Origin of the sequence: Bacillus sp. hwrm1 (assembly GCF_040207805.1) — a bacterium.
GTDB classification, from domain to species: domain Bacteria; phylum Bacillota; class Bacilli; order Bacillales; family Bacillaceae; genus Bacillus; species Bacillus velezensis.
Genome location: NZ_CP157943.1, coordinates 2,016,085 through 2,033,382, shown reverse-complemented (window position 1 = coordinate 2,033,382; position 17,298 = coordinate 2,016,085). Strand labels below are relative to the sequence as shown.

23 protein-coding genes and 1 pseudogene are annotated in these 17,298 nt (G+C 44.7%); 10 read left to right on the top strand and 14 right to left on the bottom strand.

Going from position 1 to position 17,298, the window contains the following annotated elements; translation table 11 throughout:
• Positions 1 to 23 precede the first annotated feature (23 nt).
• A complete protein-coding gene (locus tag ABK447_RS10785) occupies positions 24 to 263 on the bottom strand; it encodes a hypothetical protein (protein ID WP_003153736.1) in 240 nt (79 codons plus the stop codon).
• A 202-nt stretch (positions 264 to 465) separates the two neighbouring features.
• Here ABK447_RS10785 and ABK447_RS10780 point away from each other — a divergent pair, with 202 nt between their 5' ends.
• Both ABK447_RS10780 and ABK447_RS10775 read left to right on the top strand, forming a co-directional pair.
• Positions 466 to 855: a tautomerase family protein gene (locus ABK447_RS10780; RefSeq protein WP_015240015.1), complete on the top strand. Its 390-nt coding sequence runs from the start codon at positions 466 to 468 to the stop codon at positions 853 to 855.
• Positions 856 to 907: 52 nt separating this feature from the next.
• A complete protein-coding gene (locus ABK447_RS10775) occupies positions 908 to 1,276 on the top strand; it encodes a hypothetical protein (protein ID WP_020954038.1) in 369 nt (122 codons plus the stop codon).
• Between the two features lie 39 nt (positions 1,277 to 1,315).
• Here the strand turns inward: ABK447_RS10775 and ABK447_RS10770 are convergent, their stop codons facing one another.
• Complete coding sequence (locus tag ABK447_RS10770) at positions 1,316 to 1,657, bottom strand: winged helix-turn-helix transcriptional regulator (RefSeq protein ID WP_012117759.1); 342 nt, start codon at positions 1,655 to 1,657, stop codon at positions 1,316 to 1,318.
• A gap of 129 nt (positions 1,658 to 1,786) precedes the next feature.
• Here ABK447_RS10770 and ABK447_RS10765 point away from each other — a divergent pair, with 129 nt between their 5' ends.
• Positions 1,787 to 2,395: a nitroreductase family protein gene (locus ABK447_RS10765; protein ID WP_039063225.1), complete on the top strand. Its 609-nt coding sequence runs from the start codon at positions 1,787 to 1,789 to the stop codon at positions 2,393 to 2,395.
• 43 nt (positions 2,396 to 2,438) lie between these two features.
• Here ABK447_RS10765 and ABK447_RS10760 read toward each other — a convergent pair whose 3' ends face one another.
• On the bottom strand, positions 2,439 to 3,041 hold the full coding sequence (locus ABK447_RS10760; RefSeq protein WP_039063226.1) for an alpha/beta hydrolase: 603 nt from the start codon (positions 3,039 to 3,041) through the stop codon (positions 2,439 to 2,441).
• Between the two features lie 2 nt (positions 3,042 to 3,043).
• Positions 3,044 to 3,967, bottom strand: a complete 924-nt coding sequence (locus ABK447_RS10755; RefSeq protein WP_039063227.1) for a ring-cleaving dioxygenase — start codon at positions 3,965 to 3,967, stop codon at positions 3,044 to 3,046.
• A gap of 185 nt (positions 3,968 to 4,152) precedes the next feature.
• On the opposite strand from ABK447_RS10755, the gene ABK447_RS10750 reads away from it, so the two are divergent.
• Both ABK447_RS10750 and ABK447_RS10745 read left to right on the top strand, forming a co-directional pair.
• On the top strand, positions 4,153 to 4,353 hold the full coding sequence (locus ABK447_RS10750) for a DUF3311 domain-containing protein (protein WP_003153716.1): 201 nt from the start codon (positions 4,153 to 4,155) through the stop codon (positions 4,351 to 4,353).
• Positions 4,353 to 5,843, top strand: coding sequence for a sodium:solute symporter (locus ABK447_RS10745; protein WP_039063228.1), 1,491 nt, complete (start codon positions 4,353 to 4,355; stop codon positions 5,841 to 5,843). The genes ABK447_RS10750 and ABK447_RS10745 overlap by 1 nt, the downstream gene beginning before the upstream one ends.
• Before the next feature lie 34 nt (positions 5,844 to 5,877).
• Here ABK447_RS10745 and ABK447_RS10740 read toward each other — a convergent pair whose 3' ends face one another.
• Positions 5,878 to 7,356 carry a glycoside hydrolase family 30 beta sandwich domain-containing protein gene (locus ABK447_RS10740; protein WP_216061672.1) on the bottom strand — a complete coding sequence of 493 codons (1,479 nt, stop codon included), beginning with the start codon at positions 7,354 to 7,356 and terminating at the stop codon, positions 5,878 to 5,880.
• A gap of 147 nt (positions 7,357 to 7,503) precedes the next feature.
• Complete coding sequence (bglA, locus tag ABK447_RS10735) at positions 7,504 to 8,946, bottom strand: 6-phospho-beta-glucosidase BglA (protein WP_216061673.1); 1,443 nt, start codon at positions 8,944 to 8,946, stop codon at positions 7,504 to 7,506.
• Positions 8,947 to 9,194: 248 nt separating this feature from the next.
• Between bglA and ABK447_RS10730 the strand changes: the two genes are divergently transcribed.
• On the top strand, positions 9,195 to 9,920 hold the full coding sequence (locus ABK447_RS10730) for a GntR family transcriptional regulator (RefSeq protein ID WP_322544366.1): 726 nt from the start codon (positions 9,195 to 9,197) through the stop codon (positions 9,918 to 9,920).
• Positions 9,921 to 9,980: 60 nt separating this feature from the next.
• On the opposite strand, the gene ABK447_RS10725 is transcribed toward ABK447_RS10730, so the two are convergent.
• Positions 9,981 to 11,384, bottom strand: a complete 1,404-nt coding sequence (locus tag ABK447_RS10725) for a S41 family peptidase (protein WP_015388098.1) — start codon at positions 11,382 to 11,384, stop codon at positions 9,981 to 9,983.
• A gap of 146 nt (positions 11,385 to 11,530) precedes the next feature.
• On the opposite strand from ABK447_RS10725, the gene ABK447_RS10720 reads away from it, so the two are divergent.
• Positions 11,531 to 12,232, top strand: a complete 702-nt coding sequence (locus ABK447_RS10720; protein WP_007407947.1) for a class I SAM-dependent methyltransferase — start codon at positions 11,531 to 11,533, stop codon at positions 12,230 to 12,232.
• A gap of 92 nt (positions 12,233 to 12,324) precedes the next feature.
• Positions 12,325 to 12,579, top strand: a complete 255-nt coding sequence (locus ABK447_RS10715) for a hypothetical protein (RefSeq protein WP_003153704.1) — start codon at positions 12,325 to 12,327, stop codon at positions 12,577 to 12,579.
• Between the two features lie 43 nt (positions 12,580 to 12,622).
• Here ABK447_RS10715 and ABK447_RS10710 read toward each other — a convergent pair whose 3' ends face one another.
• Together ABK447_RS10710 and deoD are read right to left on the bottom strand one after the other, a co-directional pair.
• A complete protein-coding gene (locus ABK447_RS10710) occupies positions 12,623 to 13,441 on the bottom strand; it encodes a D-alanyl-D-alanine carboxypeptidase family protein (RefSeq protein ID WP_039063233.1) in 819 nt (272 codons plus the stop codon).
• 83 nt (positions 13,442 to 13,524) lie between these two features.
• Positions 13,525 to 14,223: a purine-nucleoside phosphorylase gene (gene deoD, locus ABK447_RS10705; protein ID WP_039063234.1), complete on the bottom strand. Its 699-nt coding sequence runs from the start codon at positions 14,221 to 14,223 to the stop codon at positions 13,525 to 13,527.
• A 136-nt stretch (positions 14,224 to 14,359) separates the two neighbouring features.
• Here deoD and ABK447_RS10700 point away from each other — a divergent pair, with 136 nt between their 5' ends.
• Entirely contained in the window at positions 14,360 to 14,485 is a 126-nt protein-coding gene (locus ABK447_RS10700) for a hypothetical protein (RefSeq protein ID WP_003153701.1), read from the top strand.
• Between the two features lie 54 nt (positions 14,486 to 14,539).
• On the opposite strand, the gene ABK447_RS10695 is transcribed toward ABK447_RS10700, so the two are convergent.
• The 3 genes from ABK447_RS10695 to ABK447_RS10685 all read right to left on the bottom strand — a co-directional run bounded on the left by ABK447_RS10695 (position 14,540) and on the right by ABK447_RS10685 (position 15,778).
• Complete coding sequence (locus tag ABK447_RS10695) at positions 14,540 to 14,860, bottom strand: YodL domain-containing protein (RefSeq protein ID WP_003153700.1); 321 nt, start codon at positions 14,858 to 14,860, stop codon at positions 14,540 to 14,542.
• Positions 14,861 to 14,919: 59 nt separating this feature from the next.
• Positions 14,920 to 15,531: a phosphatase PAP2 family protein gene (locus ABK447_RS10690; protein WP_216448186.1), complete on the bottom strand. Its 612-nt coding sequence runs from the start codon at positions 15,529 to 15,531 to the stop codon at positions 14,920 to 14,922.
• 73 nt (positions 15,532 to 15,604) lie between these two features.
• A complete protein-coding gene (locus ABK447_RS10685; RefSeq protein WP_003153696.1) occupies positions 15,605 to 15,778 on the bottom strand; it encodes a YozD family protein in 174 nt (57 codons plus the stop codon).
• A 117-nt stretch (positions 15,779 to 15,895) separates the two neighbouring features.
• On the opposite strand from ABK447_RS10685, the gene ABK447_RS10680 reads away from it, so the two are divergent.
• Positions 15,896 to 16,039: a hypothetical protein gene (locus tag ABK447_RS10680; protein WP_007407942.1), complete on the top strand. Its 144-nt coding sequence runs from the start codon at positions 15,896 to 15,898 to the stop codon at positions 16,037 to 16,039.
• Here the strand turns inward: ABK447_RS10680 and ABK447_RS10675 are convergent.
• Together ABK447_RS10675 and ABK447_RS10670 are read right to left on the bottom strand one after the other, a co-directional pair.
• Entirely contained in the window at positions 16,036 to 16,716 is a 681-nt protein-coding gene (locus ABK447_RS10675; RefSeq protein WP_003153690.1) for a hypothetical protein, read from the bottom strand. The two genes, ABK447_RS10680 and ABK447_RS10675, sit on opposite strands and share 4 nt — an antisense overlap.
• Before the next feature lie 145 nt (positions 16,717 to 16,861).
• Positions 16,862 to 17,193, bottom strand: a pseudogene (locus ABK447_RS10670) (glyoxalase).
• Positions 17,194 to 17,298: the final 105 nt, after the last annotated feature.

The window sequence follows — 17,298 nt, the reverse complement described above, 5'->3', positions numbered from 1 at the left end:
GCGCGATGCAGGCCGTTTTTTCTTTAATAAAATGGCGGATAACCGCCGGCTCCCGGCCCGAAACCGCCGTATGGGACGCCTCCGTATCCGTAACCGGCGAACCCGTACGGATAGCGGGGTCTTGTGAAACCTGTGGCAATCACGCCTCCGAGAAGACCGCCTAAAAATCCGCCGAATAAAGGAGCGCCGAACAAAAAAGGACTTCTCGCCGGAAATCCGGCAGGACCGAAATTCCCGCGATACAATGCATGACGAGGGTACATGTTTTTCCTCCTTTATGTCTGCCTATTCTTAAGCGTATTCATAAAATGAGGAAATTGATTGGGCGATTGTAACAACATGTGCCTCTCTGTGATATTGCATTAATGTATAAATTTTTTGGTTATAATTTGATTACATTTTGATTAACTGTTATACTTTTTTACAAGTTGCGACATGATAAAAAACCATCAGGGGGAATAAAATATGCCATTACTTCGTTTTGACGTTATTGAAGGCCGGGATGACGCAGCATTAAAAAAATTACTGGATACCGCCCATTACGCCATGGTTAAAGCTTTTGACGTCCCTGTAACGGACCGTTATCAGATCGTTCACCAGCATCGGCCTCATGAGCTTATCATTGAAGATACCGGGCTCGGTTTCAAAAGAAGCAAAGATCTTGTCATCATCAGCATTGTCAGCAAAGCGCGCACCGAACATCAAAAAGAAACGTTATATCAACTGATGGCTGATCAGCTTAAAACAGAATGCGGCATATCACCCGAGGACATCATGATTTCCATTACAGAAAACGGGAACGCCGATTGGAGCTTCGGGCTTGGTGAGGCTCAGTTTTTAACCGGGAAACTGTAAAAGGCCTCCCCGCTTGTTCTGAATGATTGCAAACTGAATAAAAGAGGGATGTATGTTGGTTAGTGAGTTGTACCCTTGTTTGATATGCGGATTTAAAGGATTAGAGACAAGTCCCGTTTATAACGGCGAATATCAAAAAACATTTGATATTTGCCCCTGCTGCGGGTTTGAATTCGGCTACAGCGAGGACCATGAAATAAGCTTAGGGTTTATTGTAACGCCTGATCATTTAATTGAAGCGGCATTTCAGTTATACCGGAAACAGTGGATTGAGGGAGGAATGAAACTATTTTCTCCAAATGATGTCCCGGCGGAATGTAAAAATGATCATTTCCTTACATTCGATGCTTTATTAAAGCAATTAAAAGGCTTGAACCTCAATCTGAACAATTTTGATATTAATGGTTTTTATGAAGAGTAAACATGATCATTAAGAAAAGGCTGCCTTGGGCAGCCTTTGTTATTCATCACATGTGTCGTTGGCAGATCCCCCGGGCTCGCAAAAACTGTCTGCCCATTTTTGCATTTCCTGAAAAACGGCTTGCAGGGCCAAGCCTTTATCAGTCAGTTTATAAATGACTTTGACAGGTGTTTCAGGCAGCACCTGACGCTCGACGATTTCATTTTGTTCCAGCTCTTTGAGCCGCTCCGCGAGCATTTTTTGGCTGATTGTCGGTATCGTTTCGGTCATATCTTTAAATCGTTTCGGCCCGTCCATCAGTACATGGATAATGAGGCCGTTCCAGCGCTTTCCCAAAAGAGAAAAAGCGGATTCCATTTTAGGACACATTGTATATCCCACGTGAGTTCATCCCTTCATCTATGAATTGACAAGTTTTTTGTGATCCATTAAAATTAGTTTTCGAGTTACATTTAGTAAGCTTCTAACTTTTCTATTATGATAACACGTTTATCCGAAGGAGGAAACATGATGACATCCGTATTAGACGTTTTAAAGGAACGCGCATCTGTTAAAGAATACGATAAAGACGCGGTCATTACAAAAGAGGAATTGACAGAACTCCTTGAAATCACAACGCAAGCGCCTTCCGCCTGGAACCTTCAGCATTGGCATTTTCAAGTCTTTCACAGTGATGAAGCAAAAGCTGCCCTGCTTCCGGTAGCTTTTAATCAAAAACAGATTATTGATTCATCAGCAGTTATTGCCGTATTAGGCGACTTAAAAGCAAATGAAAATGGTGAAGAAGTTTATGCTGAACTGGCTGAGCAAGGCAATATCACAGAAGAGATTAAACAAACGCTTTTAGGCCAGATTAACGGTGCATACCAAAATGATCAGTTTGCCCGTGATTCAGCATTTTTAAACGCTTCTTTAGCAGCGATGCAGCTGATGCTTGCCGCTAAAGCAAAAGGCTACGACACTTGCGCGATCGGCGGATTCAATAAAGAGCAATTCGTTAAAGAATTCGACGTGAGCGAGCGTTTCGTGCCCGTCATGCTGGTTTCAATCGGTAAAGCCGTTAAGCCGGCGCATAAAAGCAACCGGCTGCCTGTATCTAAAGTGTCAACTTGGCTGTAAGATAAAAGAAACCCTTAGTCCGCTTAAGCAGACTAAGGGTTTTTTATAGGAATCGCTCACTGTACCAGGCTCGTGCCTGCTCGGCTTCCTGCTGTGTGAGCTGATGACCGCCCTCCTGCCATTCAAGAGCAACGGATGCATGAGCATCTGTCAGATGCTGATAAAGCTCCTCCGATTCTTCTTTTGTACATAGGGGATCGCGTTTTCCCGCACCGATAAACACAGGCAGCCCTTCCATATCAGGCAGCTTCACTCCGCGTATCGGCACCATCGGATGATGCAGAACCGCTCCTTTCAGTACATCTTTATAATGAAACAAAAGACTTGCTGCAATATTGGCGCCGTTTGAATAGCCGGCAGCAATCACGTTTTCTCTGCTGAACCCGTACATTTGCGCCGCTTCATCAATAAAATTCTTTAATTCTTCCGTCCGTTCAATTAAATCTTTCTCGTCAAATACCCCTTCTTTCAGCCGCTTAAAAAAACGGGGCATGCCGTTTTCCGACACTGATCCTCTGACCCCTAGCAGACTTGCGTTCGGATCGATAAAACGTCCGAGCGACAGAAGATCATGTTCATTTCCTCCCGTTCCGTGCAAAAGCAGCAGAACATTTTCTGACGTTCCCTGTTCAAACACATGTTTCATCATCATTCTCCTTTCTCCATTTTGGGCAGAACAGCTGTAATCTGACTGCGATGCTCTTCCAGCCATTCCGGAAGCTTCAGCTCTGTTCCGAGATTTTCAAAGGATTCATCCGTCATAAAGCCCGGTTCATCGGTTGCCATTTCAAATAAAATGCCGCCGCTTTCTCTGAAATAGATTGAAGTAAAGTATGACCTGTCAAGAATGTCAGATGAAGCAAGATGAGAATCAGCAAGAATACCCTTCCACTCCGCCTGCTCTTTGTCGCTAGTGCGGAAAGCGACATGATGAACTGTCCCGTAACCGCCGGCACCTGCTTCTTTCGGCGCAAGGTCAACATCTATAATATGTCCGATCCGCGCCTCCGATTGCAGCCTGACAATCTGATTTTCTTCTCCTGTCTTTGAATAACCGAAGCGTTCTATGAGAAAGTGAATGGTTGCTTCAGGACGGTACGAGTACAGAAGAACACCTCTCATGCCTGTGATCGCTTCTTTTTCAGTAATGCCCGAAGGAGTCCATTCACTCTGTCCGCTTCTTTCATCTTCCATTATGGCAAGCGGCAGGTCTTCTGTATCATTAAAGAGAAGGACTTGTTCAGACAGCATGATCTGTTCTTTTACAGACAAGCCGTTTTCTTCAAGCCGGCGCTTCCAAAACGCGAGTGCTCCTTTCGGCACGGAGAAATAGATTCTTCCGGCCTGCCCTTTTCCCACGGTTCCCGGGCGGCTACCCTGAAAAGGAAAAAATGTAATGATCGTGCCCGGCTCTCCGTTTTGGTTGCCGAAATAAAAGTGATAAGTGGCCGGGTCGTCAAAATTAACGGTTTTTTTAACGAGCCGCAAACCCAGCACTTCAGTATAAAACCGAAGATTTTCAGCAGGATCTTTTGCAAATGCGGTAACATGGTGCAATCCTTGTGTATTCAATGTATTCACTCCTAAATATCTTGATTTCGAGATATTAACTATTCTAATTTAATATGAATGAAGATGCAACTAAAGTGTTTCAGTTAAAAAAGTAATAGAATTCTTTTTTTTCTGAAAAATATCTTGTGATCTTATCTGACACCTGCTATGATAAGGAGCATTATCAAGTTTCAGGAGGAAAGTAAATGGTCAGAAAAGCACTAATTTTCGTTCTCATCTTAATTCCTTTCAGCCAGCTGGCCCTGCTGTCAGTCGCTAATCGGGTTCATCCGATCATTATCGGGCTGCCTTTTTTTCATTTCTGGCTGCTTTTATGGATCGCAGTCACTCCATTATGTTCGTTTCTTATTTATAGGCTGCAGAAGAAACAAGGAGGACTGGACTGATGCCCGCAAATATAACAGCATTGATCATTACAGCCGTCATCGTTTTAACCGTTGTCTGTATCGGCTTTATAGCCGGAAGAGACAAATCATCACGTACTTCTGTTGAGGAATGGTCTGTCGGCGGAAGACGGTTCGGAGGGCTCCTCGTCTGGTTTTTAGTCGGCGCGGACCTCTATACGGCTTATACGTTTTTAGGCTTGACAAGCACCGCCTACACAGGGGGAAGCGTTGCTTTTTTTGCAATCCCGTATTCTGTTTTGGCGTATTTTATTGCTTATTTCTTTCTGCCGAAGCTGTGGAAAGTGGCAAAAATCCATAAATTAACGACGCTTGCCGATTACGCCCGTGAGCGTTTTGACAGTAAGCTTTTGGCCAGTCTTGTCGCCATTGTCGGCGTTCTTATGCTCATTCCTTATATTTGTCTCCAGCTGAGCGGCATTCAAGATACGCTTCAGGTGGCCGGAACGGGAGTCATTAATGTTAATATGGTCGTCATCATCTCCTTTATTCTTGTAGCGCTGTATACTTTTTTCAGCGGAATTAAAGGGCCGACGTTTACGGCGATTATTAAAGACATTCTGGTGTGGGTGATTATGCTGTTTATGGTCGTCTCACTCCCGCTGATCCATTTTCACGGCTGGACGCCGATGATTCACACTTTGGCTGAAAAAGCGCCGCAAATGCTGACGATTCCGGACTCGGGGCCGAAAGGAATTCCTTGGTTTATCACAGCTTCCATCGTATCTGCGCTGGCGCTCTTTATGTGGGCGCATGCGGCAACCGGCGTATTTACGGCAAAAAGCGCAGATGCCGTCCGCAAAAACAGCATGTTTCTGCCGCTTTATAATATTGTTTTGATTCTTGTTATTTTTCTCGGCTTTATCGCGTTTCTTGTCCTGCCGGAAGATACCAATCCGCGGCTCGCTTTATTGAAGCTGATTCAAACGTCTTACGGCGGAGTCGCGCAGGGCTTTGCTTACTCCACGATCGCCCTTGCGTCATTAATTCCCTGCTCTATCATGGCCATCGGAGCATCAAACTTATTTGCGAATAACTTATATCGGGATTTGATTCACCCGAATGTGTCACCAAGCAAGCTGACGTTGATCACCCGTTCAATGGTATTTGTCGTCATCGGGCTCGCGCTTTTATTCGGTATGCTGTTCCCGACTGCGCTCGTTACCCTTCAGCTTCTCGGTGTTTCCGGCATGGTTCAGATCTTTCCGGCTATCGCCGTCAGTCTGTTTTGGAAGAATCAAACGAAAGAAGCGACAATTATCGGTCTTCTCGTCGGTCTTCTCGTGACATTTACGGTAAATATCACCCAATCCGCCCACGGTATATATGAAGGGTTTTGGGGTTTGACCGCTAACATGGCAGCCGTTATTATCCTTAACCCGTTTTTTGTAAAAAAAGCGTCTTCAAACGCCGTCAAAGACGGTTTATTCAATAAAGCGCCCTCTGATAAACTGAACCAAAAAGGCGCTTAACAGAAAGAAGCCGGCACGTAAATGTGCCGGTTTTTTACTTTTTGTGCTGCCATTTGTAGGTGGCGACGGTTTTTGCCGGGATGACGGCTTCAAACTGCCGATTTTCTGAAACGACATGGAATTTTTGTTCTGAAGATGTCTGGTTGATTACGACTGTCACAATGGATTGATCAGGATTAAGGAACGATACATTCGAGACTGTGTTTTTGGAGCCGTAATTACTTTCTATCCGCTTTGCTCCCCGGTCGATAAATTTTGAAAAGTTGCCTGTTATATGAAAGATCGGGATATTCCAATAGCGGTCAGGGTTTTTAGCATCCTGAATAAACAGCGTCGGGTCTGGGGTGCCTATCCAATGATGCGTCTTGATTTGACTGTCGAGCATCGTCACCCACGCATTGTAGCTCGACGCGCCGTTGCGGAAATACTGTGCGATCCGATCCGCCCCTGCCGTCCCCCAGACAGACCGCTCCGTTAAGTGAATAGATTGATCAGGATATCTCTTTCCGATTTCCGACATGACGGAAAGGTCACCGTCATAATCGTGAAAAGCGATGCCGTCTGCCGCCCGGTTTCCTTTTTTATCATCTAAAATCGGCGGAATATAGTTCCACGCCCCGCTCGCATTGTGATCATAAATCCAAATTTTCGTGTCAATTACGTGTTTTTTCATTTCTTTTTTTAAGGCCAGTGCCAGTTTGCGCTGCTGAGACGGCGGCATGTACATGCTCGGATAGTCGATTTCCAGCAAAGGTTCATTTTGAAGGGTCATCGCATAAATCGGAATTCCCTGCTTTTCGTACGCCTCAATAAATTTGCGGAAGTAAACGGCCAGTGCGCCGATATATTTATCTTTCAGCTTTCCCCGCTTGAGGTTTTCATTCGTTTTCATCCAAGCCGGCGGGCTCCACGGTGAGGCGATGATTTTCAGTTCCGGATTTATCGCCAGCGCTTCCTTGATGGTTGCTGTAATGTGTAAATCAATATCCTTTTGGATCGAGAAATGACGGAGCTTAGGATCTGTTTGGCCTTCAGGCATATCGTCATACGTATAAAATTCCTGTGCCGTAAAATCAGATGTCCCGATCGTTATGCGCATAACGTCCATGCCGATACCATCTTTGGGATCAACCAATTTTTTCAGCACTTCTTTTCTTTTTGCGGGTGTCATTTTTGATAAATTATGGATTGTGGATTCTTCCAGGGACGATCCTACGCCCAACACACTTTGATAGCGGTGCGACGGATCAATATACACGGCGGCGGAGTCAGAAGCCTTCTTTTTTGTCCATATAAGCGGTGTTTGTTCGTCTAAGGCGTATTTCACTTCCAGCGGCCCGTCATACCACGTACGGGAAGCCGGATCTTTTTCAGAACTGAACCACACCCTTACTTTGTTTTTGTCTGAAGCCTTCCGATCAGCTGCATACACTTCGGTTTCTGTGCTGCTTGATATGAAAAAGAAAAACATAAGAAAAACCAGGGTCATGTGCAGACTTTTTTTAAAAAACATGAACCACCATCCCTTTCCTTATTTTTATAAGCGATTCTAAATGAAAAGCCGGACAGTCACCTCCTTCCCGCTTAAATGAATGCGCTTTCAAAACCACTGATAAAAAGCCGGCTTCACACAACAGTGAAGCCTTCCCTTTTTACACCTTTAAGATACATATGCACCGTTTGTTTCAATCACTTTTTTATACCATTCAAATGAGTCTTTCTTAACCCGCTTCATTGAACCGTTGCCTTCATTATCCCGATCAACATAAATCATGCCGTAGCGTTTTTTCATTTCTCCGGTTGTAAATGACACGATATCAATAATTCCCCATGGTGTATAGCCCATTACATCCACGCCATCATATGTGACTGCTTTTTCCACAGCTTTTATATGTGACGATAAATATTCAATTCTTGAAGCGTCATGAATTGAACCGTCCTCTTCTAATGTGTCAATGGCGCCGAATCCGTTTTCCACGATAAATAATGGAATCTGGTAGCGGTCGTATAAGCGGTTTAATGTGTACCGTAAACCGGTCGGGTCAATCGCCCAGCCCCAATCACTCGCTGTAATATAAGGATTTTCCACGCCGTTTGGCAATCCTCCGTTTACGACATCCCCGGTATTATCGTTTATCACGTCACTTTTTACGGTAGTGGACATGTAATAGCTGAATCCGAGGTAGTCCACTCGGCCGTTTTTCAAAATCTCTTCATCACCGTCTTCAAAGTGTATCTGATAGCCTTCTCTTTCAAACTCTTTTAACGCATAGCTTGGATAATATCCGCGAACCTGCACGTCCGGGAAGAAAAAACGCTGTCTCATCGTTTCTTCAGCCAGCATCACATCATCGGGGTGAGATGAGTACGGGTAAATCGGGACATGTGATACCATCGCGCCGATCCTGAACTCGGGATTGATTTCTCTTCCCTTCGAAACTGCCAATGCGCTTGCCAGCAGTTCGTGATGGCCGGCCTGATACATGACTTCTTTTGCGTTTTCGTTTTCTTTAACGGCGACGCCCGAGTTCGTCCATAAAAAGATCGGATTATTCACATCCATCTTATTATTGATTTCGTTAAACGTCATCCAATATTTCACCTTATGTTTATAGCGTTCAAAACACACTTCAGCGAATTTCACAAAAAACCCGACTGTTTTTCTGTTTCTGAAACCGCCGTATTCCCTCGCCAAATGCAGCGGCATCTCAAAATGTGACAGCGTGATTACCGGTTCAATCCCATGTTTCAGCAATTCATCAAACACCCGGTCGTAAAAAGCCAATCCTTCCTCATTGGGCTCGGCTTCATCACCTTTAGGAAAAATTCTGCTCCAGCCGATGGACGTTCTTAAACATTTCAGGCCCAGCTCGCTGAATAATGCGATGTCCTCTTTATAACGGTGATAAAAATCGATCGCTTCATGATTCGGATAAAATTCCCGCTCTTCAATTGTATCTGTTATTTTCCGGGGCACACCATGCGCGCCTGCTGTCATGACGTCCACTACACTCGGCCCCTTGCCGCCTTTATTCCATCCCCCTTCAAATTGGTGGGCGGCCAGAGCGCCTCCCCATAAAAAATCTTTTGGCAATGTCCCCATCGTTTATATCCTCCTTTATTTGACTGCCGCTTGCATGCCGAATAAATGCACTGCAGCAGCTTCAACCACCGCTTCGCAAGTGTAGAAGAATTCCTGCCTTCATTTTCATATTATACGTTTACATTATAATTGTACCGGTATAATTTATCAATACATAAACAATTATAGTTAATTTACGAAATGGCTTTTAAAAACGATTATGCTATAATTCTGAAAGAAGCGGGACAATAAATGAATGAGGAATGTATATGTTAAAATACCAGCAAATCGCGTTAGATATTGAAAAATACATAGAAGAACATCAGCTGCAGCAAGGGGATAAACTGCCTGTGCTGCAAACCTTAATGACCCGGTTTAACGTGAGCAAAAGCACGATCACCAAGTCCTTAGATTTATTAGAAAAAAAGGGGATTGTGTTTCAAGTGAGGGGAAGCGGCATTTTTGTCAGACGGAATAAAAGAAAAGGGTATATCAGCCTGCTTTCTAATCAGGGATTTAAAGAATCACTTGAAGATTTTAATGTCACTTCCAAATTATTAGCGCTGGAAGTGAGAAAACCCACGCCTGAGGCTGCCCAAAATCTGAATATGCCGTCTGACGGCGACGTGTATTATGTCAAGCGAATCCGATATATTGACGGGCTGACATTGTGTATCGAAGAGTCATTTTACAACAAATCGATTATTACGTATTTGAATAAAGAGATCGTGGCAGAATCAATATTTGATTATATTAGAGAAGGTCTCGGGTTAAAGCGCGGTTTTTCAGATTTATATCTGTACGCGGGGATGTTAAATGAGGAAGAAGCGGAGTACTTAGGTCTGTTTACAGGAGCGCCTAAGCTTTGCGTTGAAACGATTTTTCATTTAACCAACGGCCAGCCGTTTGACTTCTCAAAAGTCACCTATCACTATGAGCAATCACAGTTTTTCATTCAGGCGAACAGCCACCTTTTTGAACAGGAAACGACATAAGGCGGGCTTTTCGCAAACAAAAAACACCCCATGCGCGAGCGACGCATCGGGTGTTTTTTACTATTTCATATTCTTATTTAATGTTTCAACGGCTTTTTTCATTTGTGTATCGTTGTCCGCAAGCTGTTTTTGCAGATCCGTCATCAATTTTGCCGTTGTGTCTCCTGTTAAAATGCCTGTTTGTTTCAGTTTCTCTTTTGCTTGGAATTGTTTGACTGCTTGTTCAAATGCTTTATCATATGTGCCGTTTACATTCACGCTGTACCCCAGCGCTTTCAGCATTTTTTGGGCATTGGTGACGGTCGTTCCGGAATCCCCGTATTTGTATGTTTTTTTCGCATCTAAATACGGCAGGTTCGCATATTCAGGAAGCTTAACCTGATATTGCGGTTTGATTCCTTTTTTATGAATCCACTCTCCGTCCGCTGTCAGCCATTTTGCGATTGTCAGTTTAACGGTAGAACCGTCGCTGTAATCTTTTGCCGTCTGCACGGTTCCTTTTCCGAACGTTTTCTCGCCGATCAGCGGAATTCCGGATGATTCATGCAGCGCAGCCGACATGATTTCCGCGGCGCTCGCGGTGCCGTCATTGACGAGGACGACTGTCGGTTTTGTCACTTTGCGCTCTTTCGTCGCTTTCATGACTTCTTTCGTGCCGTCTTTGTATTCGACCTGCATGATATTTTTCCCTTTATCGATAAACATGTTGCTCATTTTGATGGCTTCATCCATCAGGCCGCCCGGGTTGCCCCTTAAATCGAGAATGTATCCTTTCGCTCCTTGTTTTTCGAGGCTGTCAATGGCTGAATTCAGCTCTTTTGCCGTCGATTCGGAGAAGGATGTGATTTGGATTTCGCCGATGTCTCCTTTTTTCATTTCAGAGTACACCGTTTCAACCGGGATGGTGTCACGTTTGATCGACAGGTTCAGATCGCCGACACCCGCTCTGTGCAGCACAAGCTTGACGTTTGTTCCCTTTTTGCCGCGGATTAATGCGACGGCTTCGTTTACATTAAGGCCTTTAACGCTTTTGCCGTTGACCTTCAAGATCTGGTCATTCGGTTTAACCCCCGCTTTTTCCGCGGGTGACCCTTTAATCGGCGATACGATCAGGATGCTGCCGTCCTTTTCTTCCACTTGTGCGCCGATGCCTTCAAACGAAGCGGAAATGGTTTCTTCAAACGACTTTCCTTCCTGAGGATCCATATAAGAAGAATACGGATCATCCAGGGAACTGATCATGCCTTTTATCGCTCCGTCTACTAATTTGCTGTCATCTGTTTTTTGATAGTAATCACTTTTAATCTGCTCATAGGCTTTATTGAATTTCTCAAATTTGCTGTTCGTCAAAGCAGCCGAGCCTTGTCCGAAAATGGTCGTATTGCCCGTGATAAACAGCGTAAGCGCCGAGGCTGCGACCGCAGTGATCAATATAATAAAAAACAGTTTAAATTGCCGCTTCAAGAAAACACCACCTTTTTATTCTTACATTATTATCATAGACGAACGCTCATTCGTCAACTTCAAACGTGAGGCGCCCTTCTTTCCCGTTTACCCAAACCTATGCTTTTCTCTCAACATATGCTGAGGAAAAAAGGAGGATTCGGCCTTTGAGCAAATATTTAGAAATGCTGTCCTTATTCGGAGTCGGAGGGGCTCACCCGGGCGGGCTCGCTTTTTCCAAAGCCGTTCTCACAAAAGCGGCTCCTCCTCCTGGCGAACCGATTCTTGACGCCGGCTGCGGAACGGGACAGACGGCCGCTTATCTCGGCCACCTGCTGTATCCCGTCACCTGTGTGGATAAGGATCCCCTTATGCTTGAAAAAGCAGCAAAACGATTTGCCGCTGAAGGCTTAACCATTCCGGGCTATTTGGCGGAGCTTGAGCGGCTTCCGTTTGCTGAAAATCAATTTTCCGCCGTTCTTTCCGAATCAGTTCTCACCTTTTCAAATCTTGATTCATCGCTGTCTGAAATCCTGCGGGTCCTTAAACCCGGGGGCATGCTGATCGGCATTGAAGCTGCTTTACAAAAGCCCATGCCGGAAAACGCCATCACGCAGATAAAAGACTTCTACGGTTTTACCGTATTGCAGGATGAAACGGCATGGAAACAGAGATTGCTTCAGCAAGGATTTCAGAAAGCGGATTTCATTCCCGCTGTCTATGAAAACAATGCGCAGGAGCCGACTACAGAAATGGATTTATCGCCCGTTATTCAGCCGGTTCACTACGATACGCTGACGGCTCATTACGAGCTTATGCAGACGTACCGTGAATATATGGGACACTGCGCTTTTGTCGCTTACAAGTAAAACGGCAATTGTCCTCCTGTTTTCGTCCAACCTTTTTACCGCACTCTATCATAAGCTGACATAGAAAGATAGGTTGGATAGGAGGAGAAAAGATGCAAAACTATTATCATCTTTGCCGGCAGCACCAAGGAAAAGTAGCAAGAATTACAGAACGAAACGGCAGAGTCCACGTCGGAAGAATCGTACGGGTGACTAACAGCAAAGTGTATATCACCCCTGTCGGCGGCCGTCACAGAGGGTACGGATTCGGTTATTGGGGAGGAGGCTGGGGAGGCTGGGGAGCAGCCTACGGTATCGGCCTTGGTTTCATTACCGGATTTGCGCTTGGAGGTCTGCTCTTCTGGTAATAAAGAAAGCCCGCTTTCTATTTTTCAAGCGGGCTTCTTCTTATTACACTTTCTTTACTTCATTAAAATATTCTTCAAGTGTTAATTGATGGTCATGGATGGCTTTTGCCGCTTTTTTGCCTACATAGCGTAAATGCCATGGTTCATACTCATACTTTGTGACATTTTCTTTGCCTTTAGGATAGCGGATGATAAAGCCGTATTCATACGCATGGTCTTTCACCCATTTGCCGTCCGCCGTGTTTCCGAACGCTTCATTCAGCTCATATCCGTTGCTTTTGCTGGAAATGTCCATGGCAAGCCCCGTCTGGTGTTCGCTTTGCCCTGGATATGCGACGGCTTCTTTCGCCTTTTTTTCACCTTTCAGACTGACTTCATTATCGAAAATAACTTTCTGTCTGTCATAAGAGCGGTATCCTGAAACGGCAACCAGGTCATAACCTTCTTTTTTCCCGGCGCTGAATAGTTCCGCCAAAGCATCGGCGGCAGGTTTGCGGATATATCGTTTCTCGATTTTCTCAGTAAAAGAAAATTCGACTTTCGGGATCACGAGATCATTCGGTTTATAATCTCCCGGCAGCGTGTATGTCTTATTCACGAGCGCAAGTGTATTTGTCGGGTTTTGAATGGTCTCAAGCCCGTTCACTTCTTTAACATCATTAAAATATTTGCTCTCCAATACAAAATCGCTGTTTTCTGCCTTCGTTGTTTTTTTGCTTGATGTGTCATCTGATTGTTTTGTTTCAGCTGCTGTTTTTGTGTCCTTGTGGCTGTCGCCGCCTGAAATGCTGCAGCCGGTTCCCACGATTGCGGTTACGCTGAGAGCGGCAGCGAGCGAGAACCATTTAGTGGATTTCTTCATTTTACACTTACCTTTCTTTTTTTGAATCAGGGCGATGCATAAAGAAGAGGGCTGCTTTAATCAGCATAACCCTCATCTCAAGTTTACGATACAGTATGCAGCGCCAGTTTAATCATATCATGAAAAGTCGTTTGACGCTCTTCTGCCGTTGTTTCTTCTCCCGTTAATACGTGATCGCTTACAGTCAGGATAGACAGCGATTTTTTGCCGTATTTAGCGGCAAGCGTATATAAAGCAGTCGTTTCCATCTCTACGCCGAGAACGCCGTATCTGGCAAGCTTTTCGATTTGGGAGTCTTCATTGTAAAACTGATCGGCGGTGAATACGCTTCCGACCGCTACGGGAAGATTGTTTTTTTGCGCTTCCTGGTACGCTTTATGAAGCAGTTCGAAGTCTGCGCAAGGAGCATAATCTACACTGCCGAAGGCGACACGGTTCATCTGTGAATCAGTTGAAGACGTCATAGCCAAAATCACGTCACGCACCTTCACGTCATTACGGATGGCTCCGCATGAGCCGACTCTGATTAAGTTTTGAACATCATAGCTTTGAATCAGTTCATTCACATAAATAGAGATAGACGGAACACCCATGCCGGTGCCTTGGACTGATACTTTTTTGCCGTTATATGTACCCGTAAATCCGTACATTCCTCTGACTTCATTATAGCATTCCACATTTTCAAGATAAGTTTCCGCAATAAATTTCGCTCGGAGCGGATCTCCCGGCAAAAGCACTGTATCCGCAATTTGACCTTTTTCTGCGTTTATATGTACACTCATTTCCTTTTCCTCCTGCCTATTCAAACTCCCACCCATTGTACACTGAATAACGGTAAGAGACAATCATCAGCATGATCAGGGCGATCTTGGGCAGAATATGCGGGATGACAAGCCTAAAGAAAAAGGAGTGAACATAATGGGCAAAAAACAGCGCAACCGGGTGACCGGCCAGAAAAAGAACAATCACGTGCCCGTTTCAGACGTCATTGCAGCTGATGAAGCGCATGGAAAAGAGCATTCCGCCGCTAAACGGAAGCCTTAACACAGTCTTTCCCAGACAATACGGAAGCCGGCTGAAGATTCAGCCGGCCCCGTCTTACCTCGGCTGGACGAGCAGCCGGTTAATTTTGCTCCATCCCGCAGGGTTAAGCCTGTAATACGTCTTTCCTTTTCTTCCTTCGTCTATGAGTATGACATCTCCGGTCGCTATGAATCTGGCTTGATAGTCGTTTGGGACCGTATCAGGCACATTAAAAACAGAAAATGCCCTTTCCAGTGCGTCTTGATGATTGTCAGCGGCCAGCTCTGTCCGATAGACGACCCTGTATCCCTTTTTCTCGCCGTAGCGGGGTGTTTGAAAAATCGTCACATCATAGGCGCAAGTCTTTTTTTTAAACACGGGCAGCGATAACAGCATCAAGATCCCTCCCTCTTATTTCTTAATAGTATTAGCGTTTTTTCTCATTTTTCCTGTCTCTATTTTTGTCGAAACGGATGATACTTTTCGTCAAGAAGCGCAAAAAGCGAAACGAGGCAAAGTCCGAGACTGAATCCGGCAAGCACATCCGTCGGAAAATGCGCGCCCAAATAAATTCTGCTGAATCCGATCAGAATGACGAGAACCCCGGTAAAGACGGTGACGGCCCGTTTTCTTTTCGTGAAAAACGGAACATGCTGGATCAAAAAGTAAGCGATGACGGGATACATCACTGCCGAATTCATGGAGTGGCCGCTCGGAAAACTGTATGAGGTTTCATGGACGAGCGGTTCAAAAGCGGGTCTGGCTCTTTCAATCAATTCTTTTATTTTTATGTTTACAATCCGTTCAATGAGAAAGAGAAGCGGCAAAAAAACAACATCCGGCGTTTTTTTGTACATATACAGAGCCGCGCCTGTCAAAAGAAGAAGCGGCAAAAGCACCGCGGTCGTGCCGAGCTCCGTTATCCATAACATCAATTCATTCAGCCAGGCAGCCCTGATCCTGACAGCCGCTTCTATGACACGCTCATCAAAAACCCGGACGGCTTCTATCCGGATCGCTGCTGCGAGCAGAATAAACAATGCGAAAAGACTTGCTGGCTTGTACAACGTTTTCCCCCCATGTTTCATTCTCCCGAGCTGATTGAAAAAACCGAAGCTTTTTCACTCCGGTTCCGCAGTTTCAGTCTTCATCAAGCTCTTCGTCTATCATACATTTTTCTAATAAATAATCAAAGGTGATGTCGGCTATTTCGAAGATTTCCTCTTCACTCGGTATGTACCCGCGCATAGCAAGCTGACTGTAAAAATAATCAGCTATTTCTTCTGTGTCAATCACAAGATCTATTTCTTTCATGCAAACACCGCCTCCTTTTTTATGTTTTATGAAAAAACCGTTCAAATTATACCCGAAAGTTCTAAACGTTTTGTCCGCTCATATACTTTTAAAAAACAAGCCCCGGAGGGAGAAAAGATGATGACGAAAATGATGGCTTTATTGGACGGAGATGGATTTGATATCGTATTGAAAAAAGTGCTGAAAGGAATGTCGTTTGTAATCTTTGCCGGCTGTCTGCCCTGGTTTTTATATGTCACCGTCCGTTTTTTTGCCGGCTAGCTGAAATGCTCCCGCAGGCTTTCCAGCACAAAATTCATCATATCTTTATATTCTTCGTCACCGAACAAATGATAAAGAATCTTATAATCGTTATAAATATCAAGCAGCTCATCTACAATCGATACCGCCAGCACATGCAGGGCATCGGGATCATCAGCATCGCCTTCAAACTGAAGAAGAGCAGACGCGACGGTATCCTCGCCGATCTCATGAGATGCTTCCCCAACATAGTGGACAAACAGCAGCTGATGCACAAACTGATCCATTTCATATTTTCTCAGAACCAGCGTGAGATCCTCTTCCTCCGTTTCAAGCCACTCTCCGTCTTTCAGCCGAGTCAGCTCATAAATAATATCCTCCCAGCCATCCTCTAAATATCTCCATATTTCAGTTCTGTGGCCGATGACACGGAATAATTCCTTTCCGTAGTCCTTTACATATACTACGTCGCCGATCAGAAATTCATATTCAATATCCAATTTTTCCATATCGACGATCACGCCCTCATAATCTTTATAAAGCTGGATGGACGATTCAAAATAAAGCACTTCATTATGATTGACTTCGTAAAGGTAATGTTTATCAATTTGATGAACCTTCGTAATGGTGCCGACGGTTCCGTACATCACGACGACCACGATGTCTCCCACTTGAAATTTCGGTTTATCTGGCTTCATGCTGTCTCCCCCTTGCCGCGGACTGTCATACGCTATCGTATGCCGGCCGCCATCATTTCGCATGGGCATGAAAACCACAGGAAATATCTATTTCTGCACCTGTTCAAAATGTCAAAAACCGCAACATGCTTGTGCGTTTTTTCACTTACCGTAACAGAAGCGTCTGATGCCATTCCGCTCTCGATCGACTGAGCAGTAACAATGCTGAGACAAAAAGCTTCTATTTTTTATGATTTTTTGTTTTTTTCCAAAGGTAAATACCCGGCCCGAAGGCATGTTGACAATATCACCGCCATGATGTTCAAGATTTGCTGTGAAACACATCATCGAAGGTGTATGGAGATTCAATTCCGGCTGCATATTTGCAATCGCTTGATTATCATGAACAACCAAACTCGTTTCGGCTTTCAATGAAGGCACAACTTCAATCCGCTTCAACCTTGTCACATAAAATCCCCTTTTCCGTCCAAACGTCAGTGCCTCATCAGTCTTACCTAATGAATCATTTGATTCCTCTCACTTCATTTAAATGTTTGATTATTTCTCCGTGAAAAGAGGCTCCTTACCCGGGACCCCGCCGGC

What these genes read in the sequence shown, in the direction of transcription:
- ABK447_RS10785 (WP_003153736.1), bottom strand. Translation starts at nt 263, where the DNA reads ATGTACCCTCGTCATGCATTGTATCGCGGGAATTTCGGTCCTGCCGGA.
- ABK447_RS10780 (WP_015240015.1), top strand. Translation starts at nt 466, where the DNA reads ATGCCATTACTTCGTTTTGACGTTATTGAAGGCCGGGATGACGCAGCA.
- ABK447_RS10775 (WP_020954038.1), top strand. Translation starts at nt 908, where the DNA reads ATGTTGGTTAGTGAGTTGTACCCTTGTTTGATATGCGGATTTAAAGGA.
- ABK447_RS10765 (WP_039063225.1), top strand. Translation starts at nt 1,787, where the DNA reads ATGACATCCGTATTAGACGTTTTAAAGGAACGCGCATCTGTTAAAGAA.
- ABK447_RS10760 (WP_039063226.1), bottom strand. Translation starts at nt 3,041, where the DNA reads ATGAAACATGTGTTTGAACAGGGAACGTCAGAAAATGTTCTGCTGCTT.
- ABK447_RS10750 (WP_003153716.1), top strand. Translation starts at nt 4,153, where the DNA reads ATGGTCAGAAAAGCACTAATTTTCGTTCTCATCTTAATTCCTTTCAGC.
- ABK447_RS10745 (WP_039063228.1), top strand. Translation starts at nt 4,353, where the DNA reads ATGCCCGCAAATATAACAGCATTGATCATTACAGCCGTCATCGTTTTA.
- ABK447_RS10740 (WP_216061672.1), bottom strand. Translation starts at nt 7,356, where the DNA reads ATGTTTTTTAAAAAAAGTCTGCACATGACCCTGGTTTTTCTTATGTTT.
- bglA (WP_216061673.1), bottom strand. Translation starts at nt 8,946, where the DNA reads ATGGGGACATTGCCAAAAGATTTTTTATGGGGAGGCGCTCTGGCCGCC.
- ABK447_RS10730 (WP_322544366.1), top strand. Translation starts at nt 9,195, where the DNA reads ATGTTAAAATACCAGCAAATCGCGTTAGATATTGAAAAATACATAGAA.
- ABK447_RS10715 (WP_003153704.1), top strand. Translation starts at nt 12,325, where the DNA reads ATGCAAAACTATTATCATCTTTGCCGGCAGCACCAAGGAAAAGTAGCA.
- ABK447_RS10710 (WP_039063233.1), bottom strand. Translation starts at nt 13,441, where the DNA reads ATGAAGAAATCCACTAAATGGTTCTCGCTCGCTGCCGCTCTCAGCGTA.
- deoD (WP_039063234.1), bottom strand. Translation starts at nt 14,223, where the DNA reads ATGAGTGTACATATAAACGCAGAAAAAGGTCAAATTGCGGATACAGTG.
- ABK447_RS10700 (WP_003153701.1), top strand. Translation starts at nt 14,360, where the DNA reads ATGGGCAAAAAACAGCGCAACCGGGTGACCGGCCAGAAAAAGAACAAT.
- ABK447_RS10695 (WP_003153700.1), bottom strand. Translation starts at nt 14,860, where the DNA reads ATGCTGTTATCGCTGCCCGTGTTTAAAAAAAAGACTTGCGCCTATGAT.
- ABK447_RS10685 (WP_003153696.1), bottom strand. Translation starts at nt 15,778, where the DNA reads ATGAAAGAAATAGATCTTGTGATTGACACAGAAGAAATAGCTGATTAT.
- ABK447_RS10680 (WP_007407942.1), top strand. Translation starts at nt 15,896, where the DNA reads ATGATGACGAAAATGATGGCTTTATTGGACGGAGATGGATTTGATATC.
- ABK447_RS10675 (WP_003153690.1), bottom strand. Translation starts at nt 16,716, where the DNA reads ATGAAGCCAGATAAACCGAAATTTCAAGTGGGAGACATCGTGGTCGTC.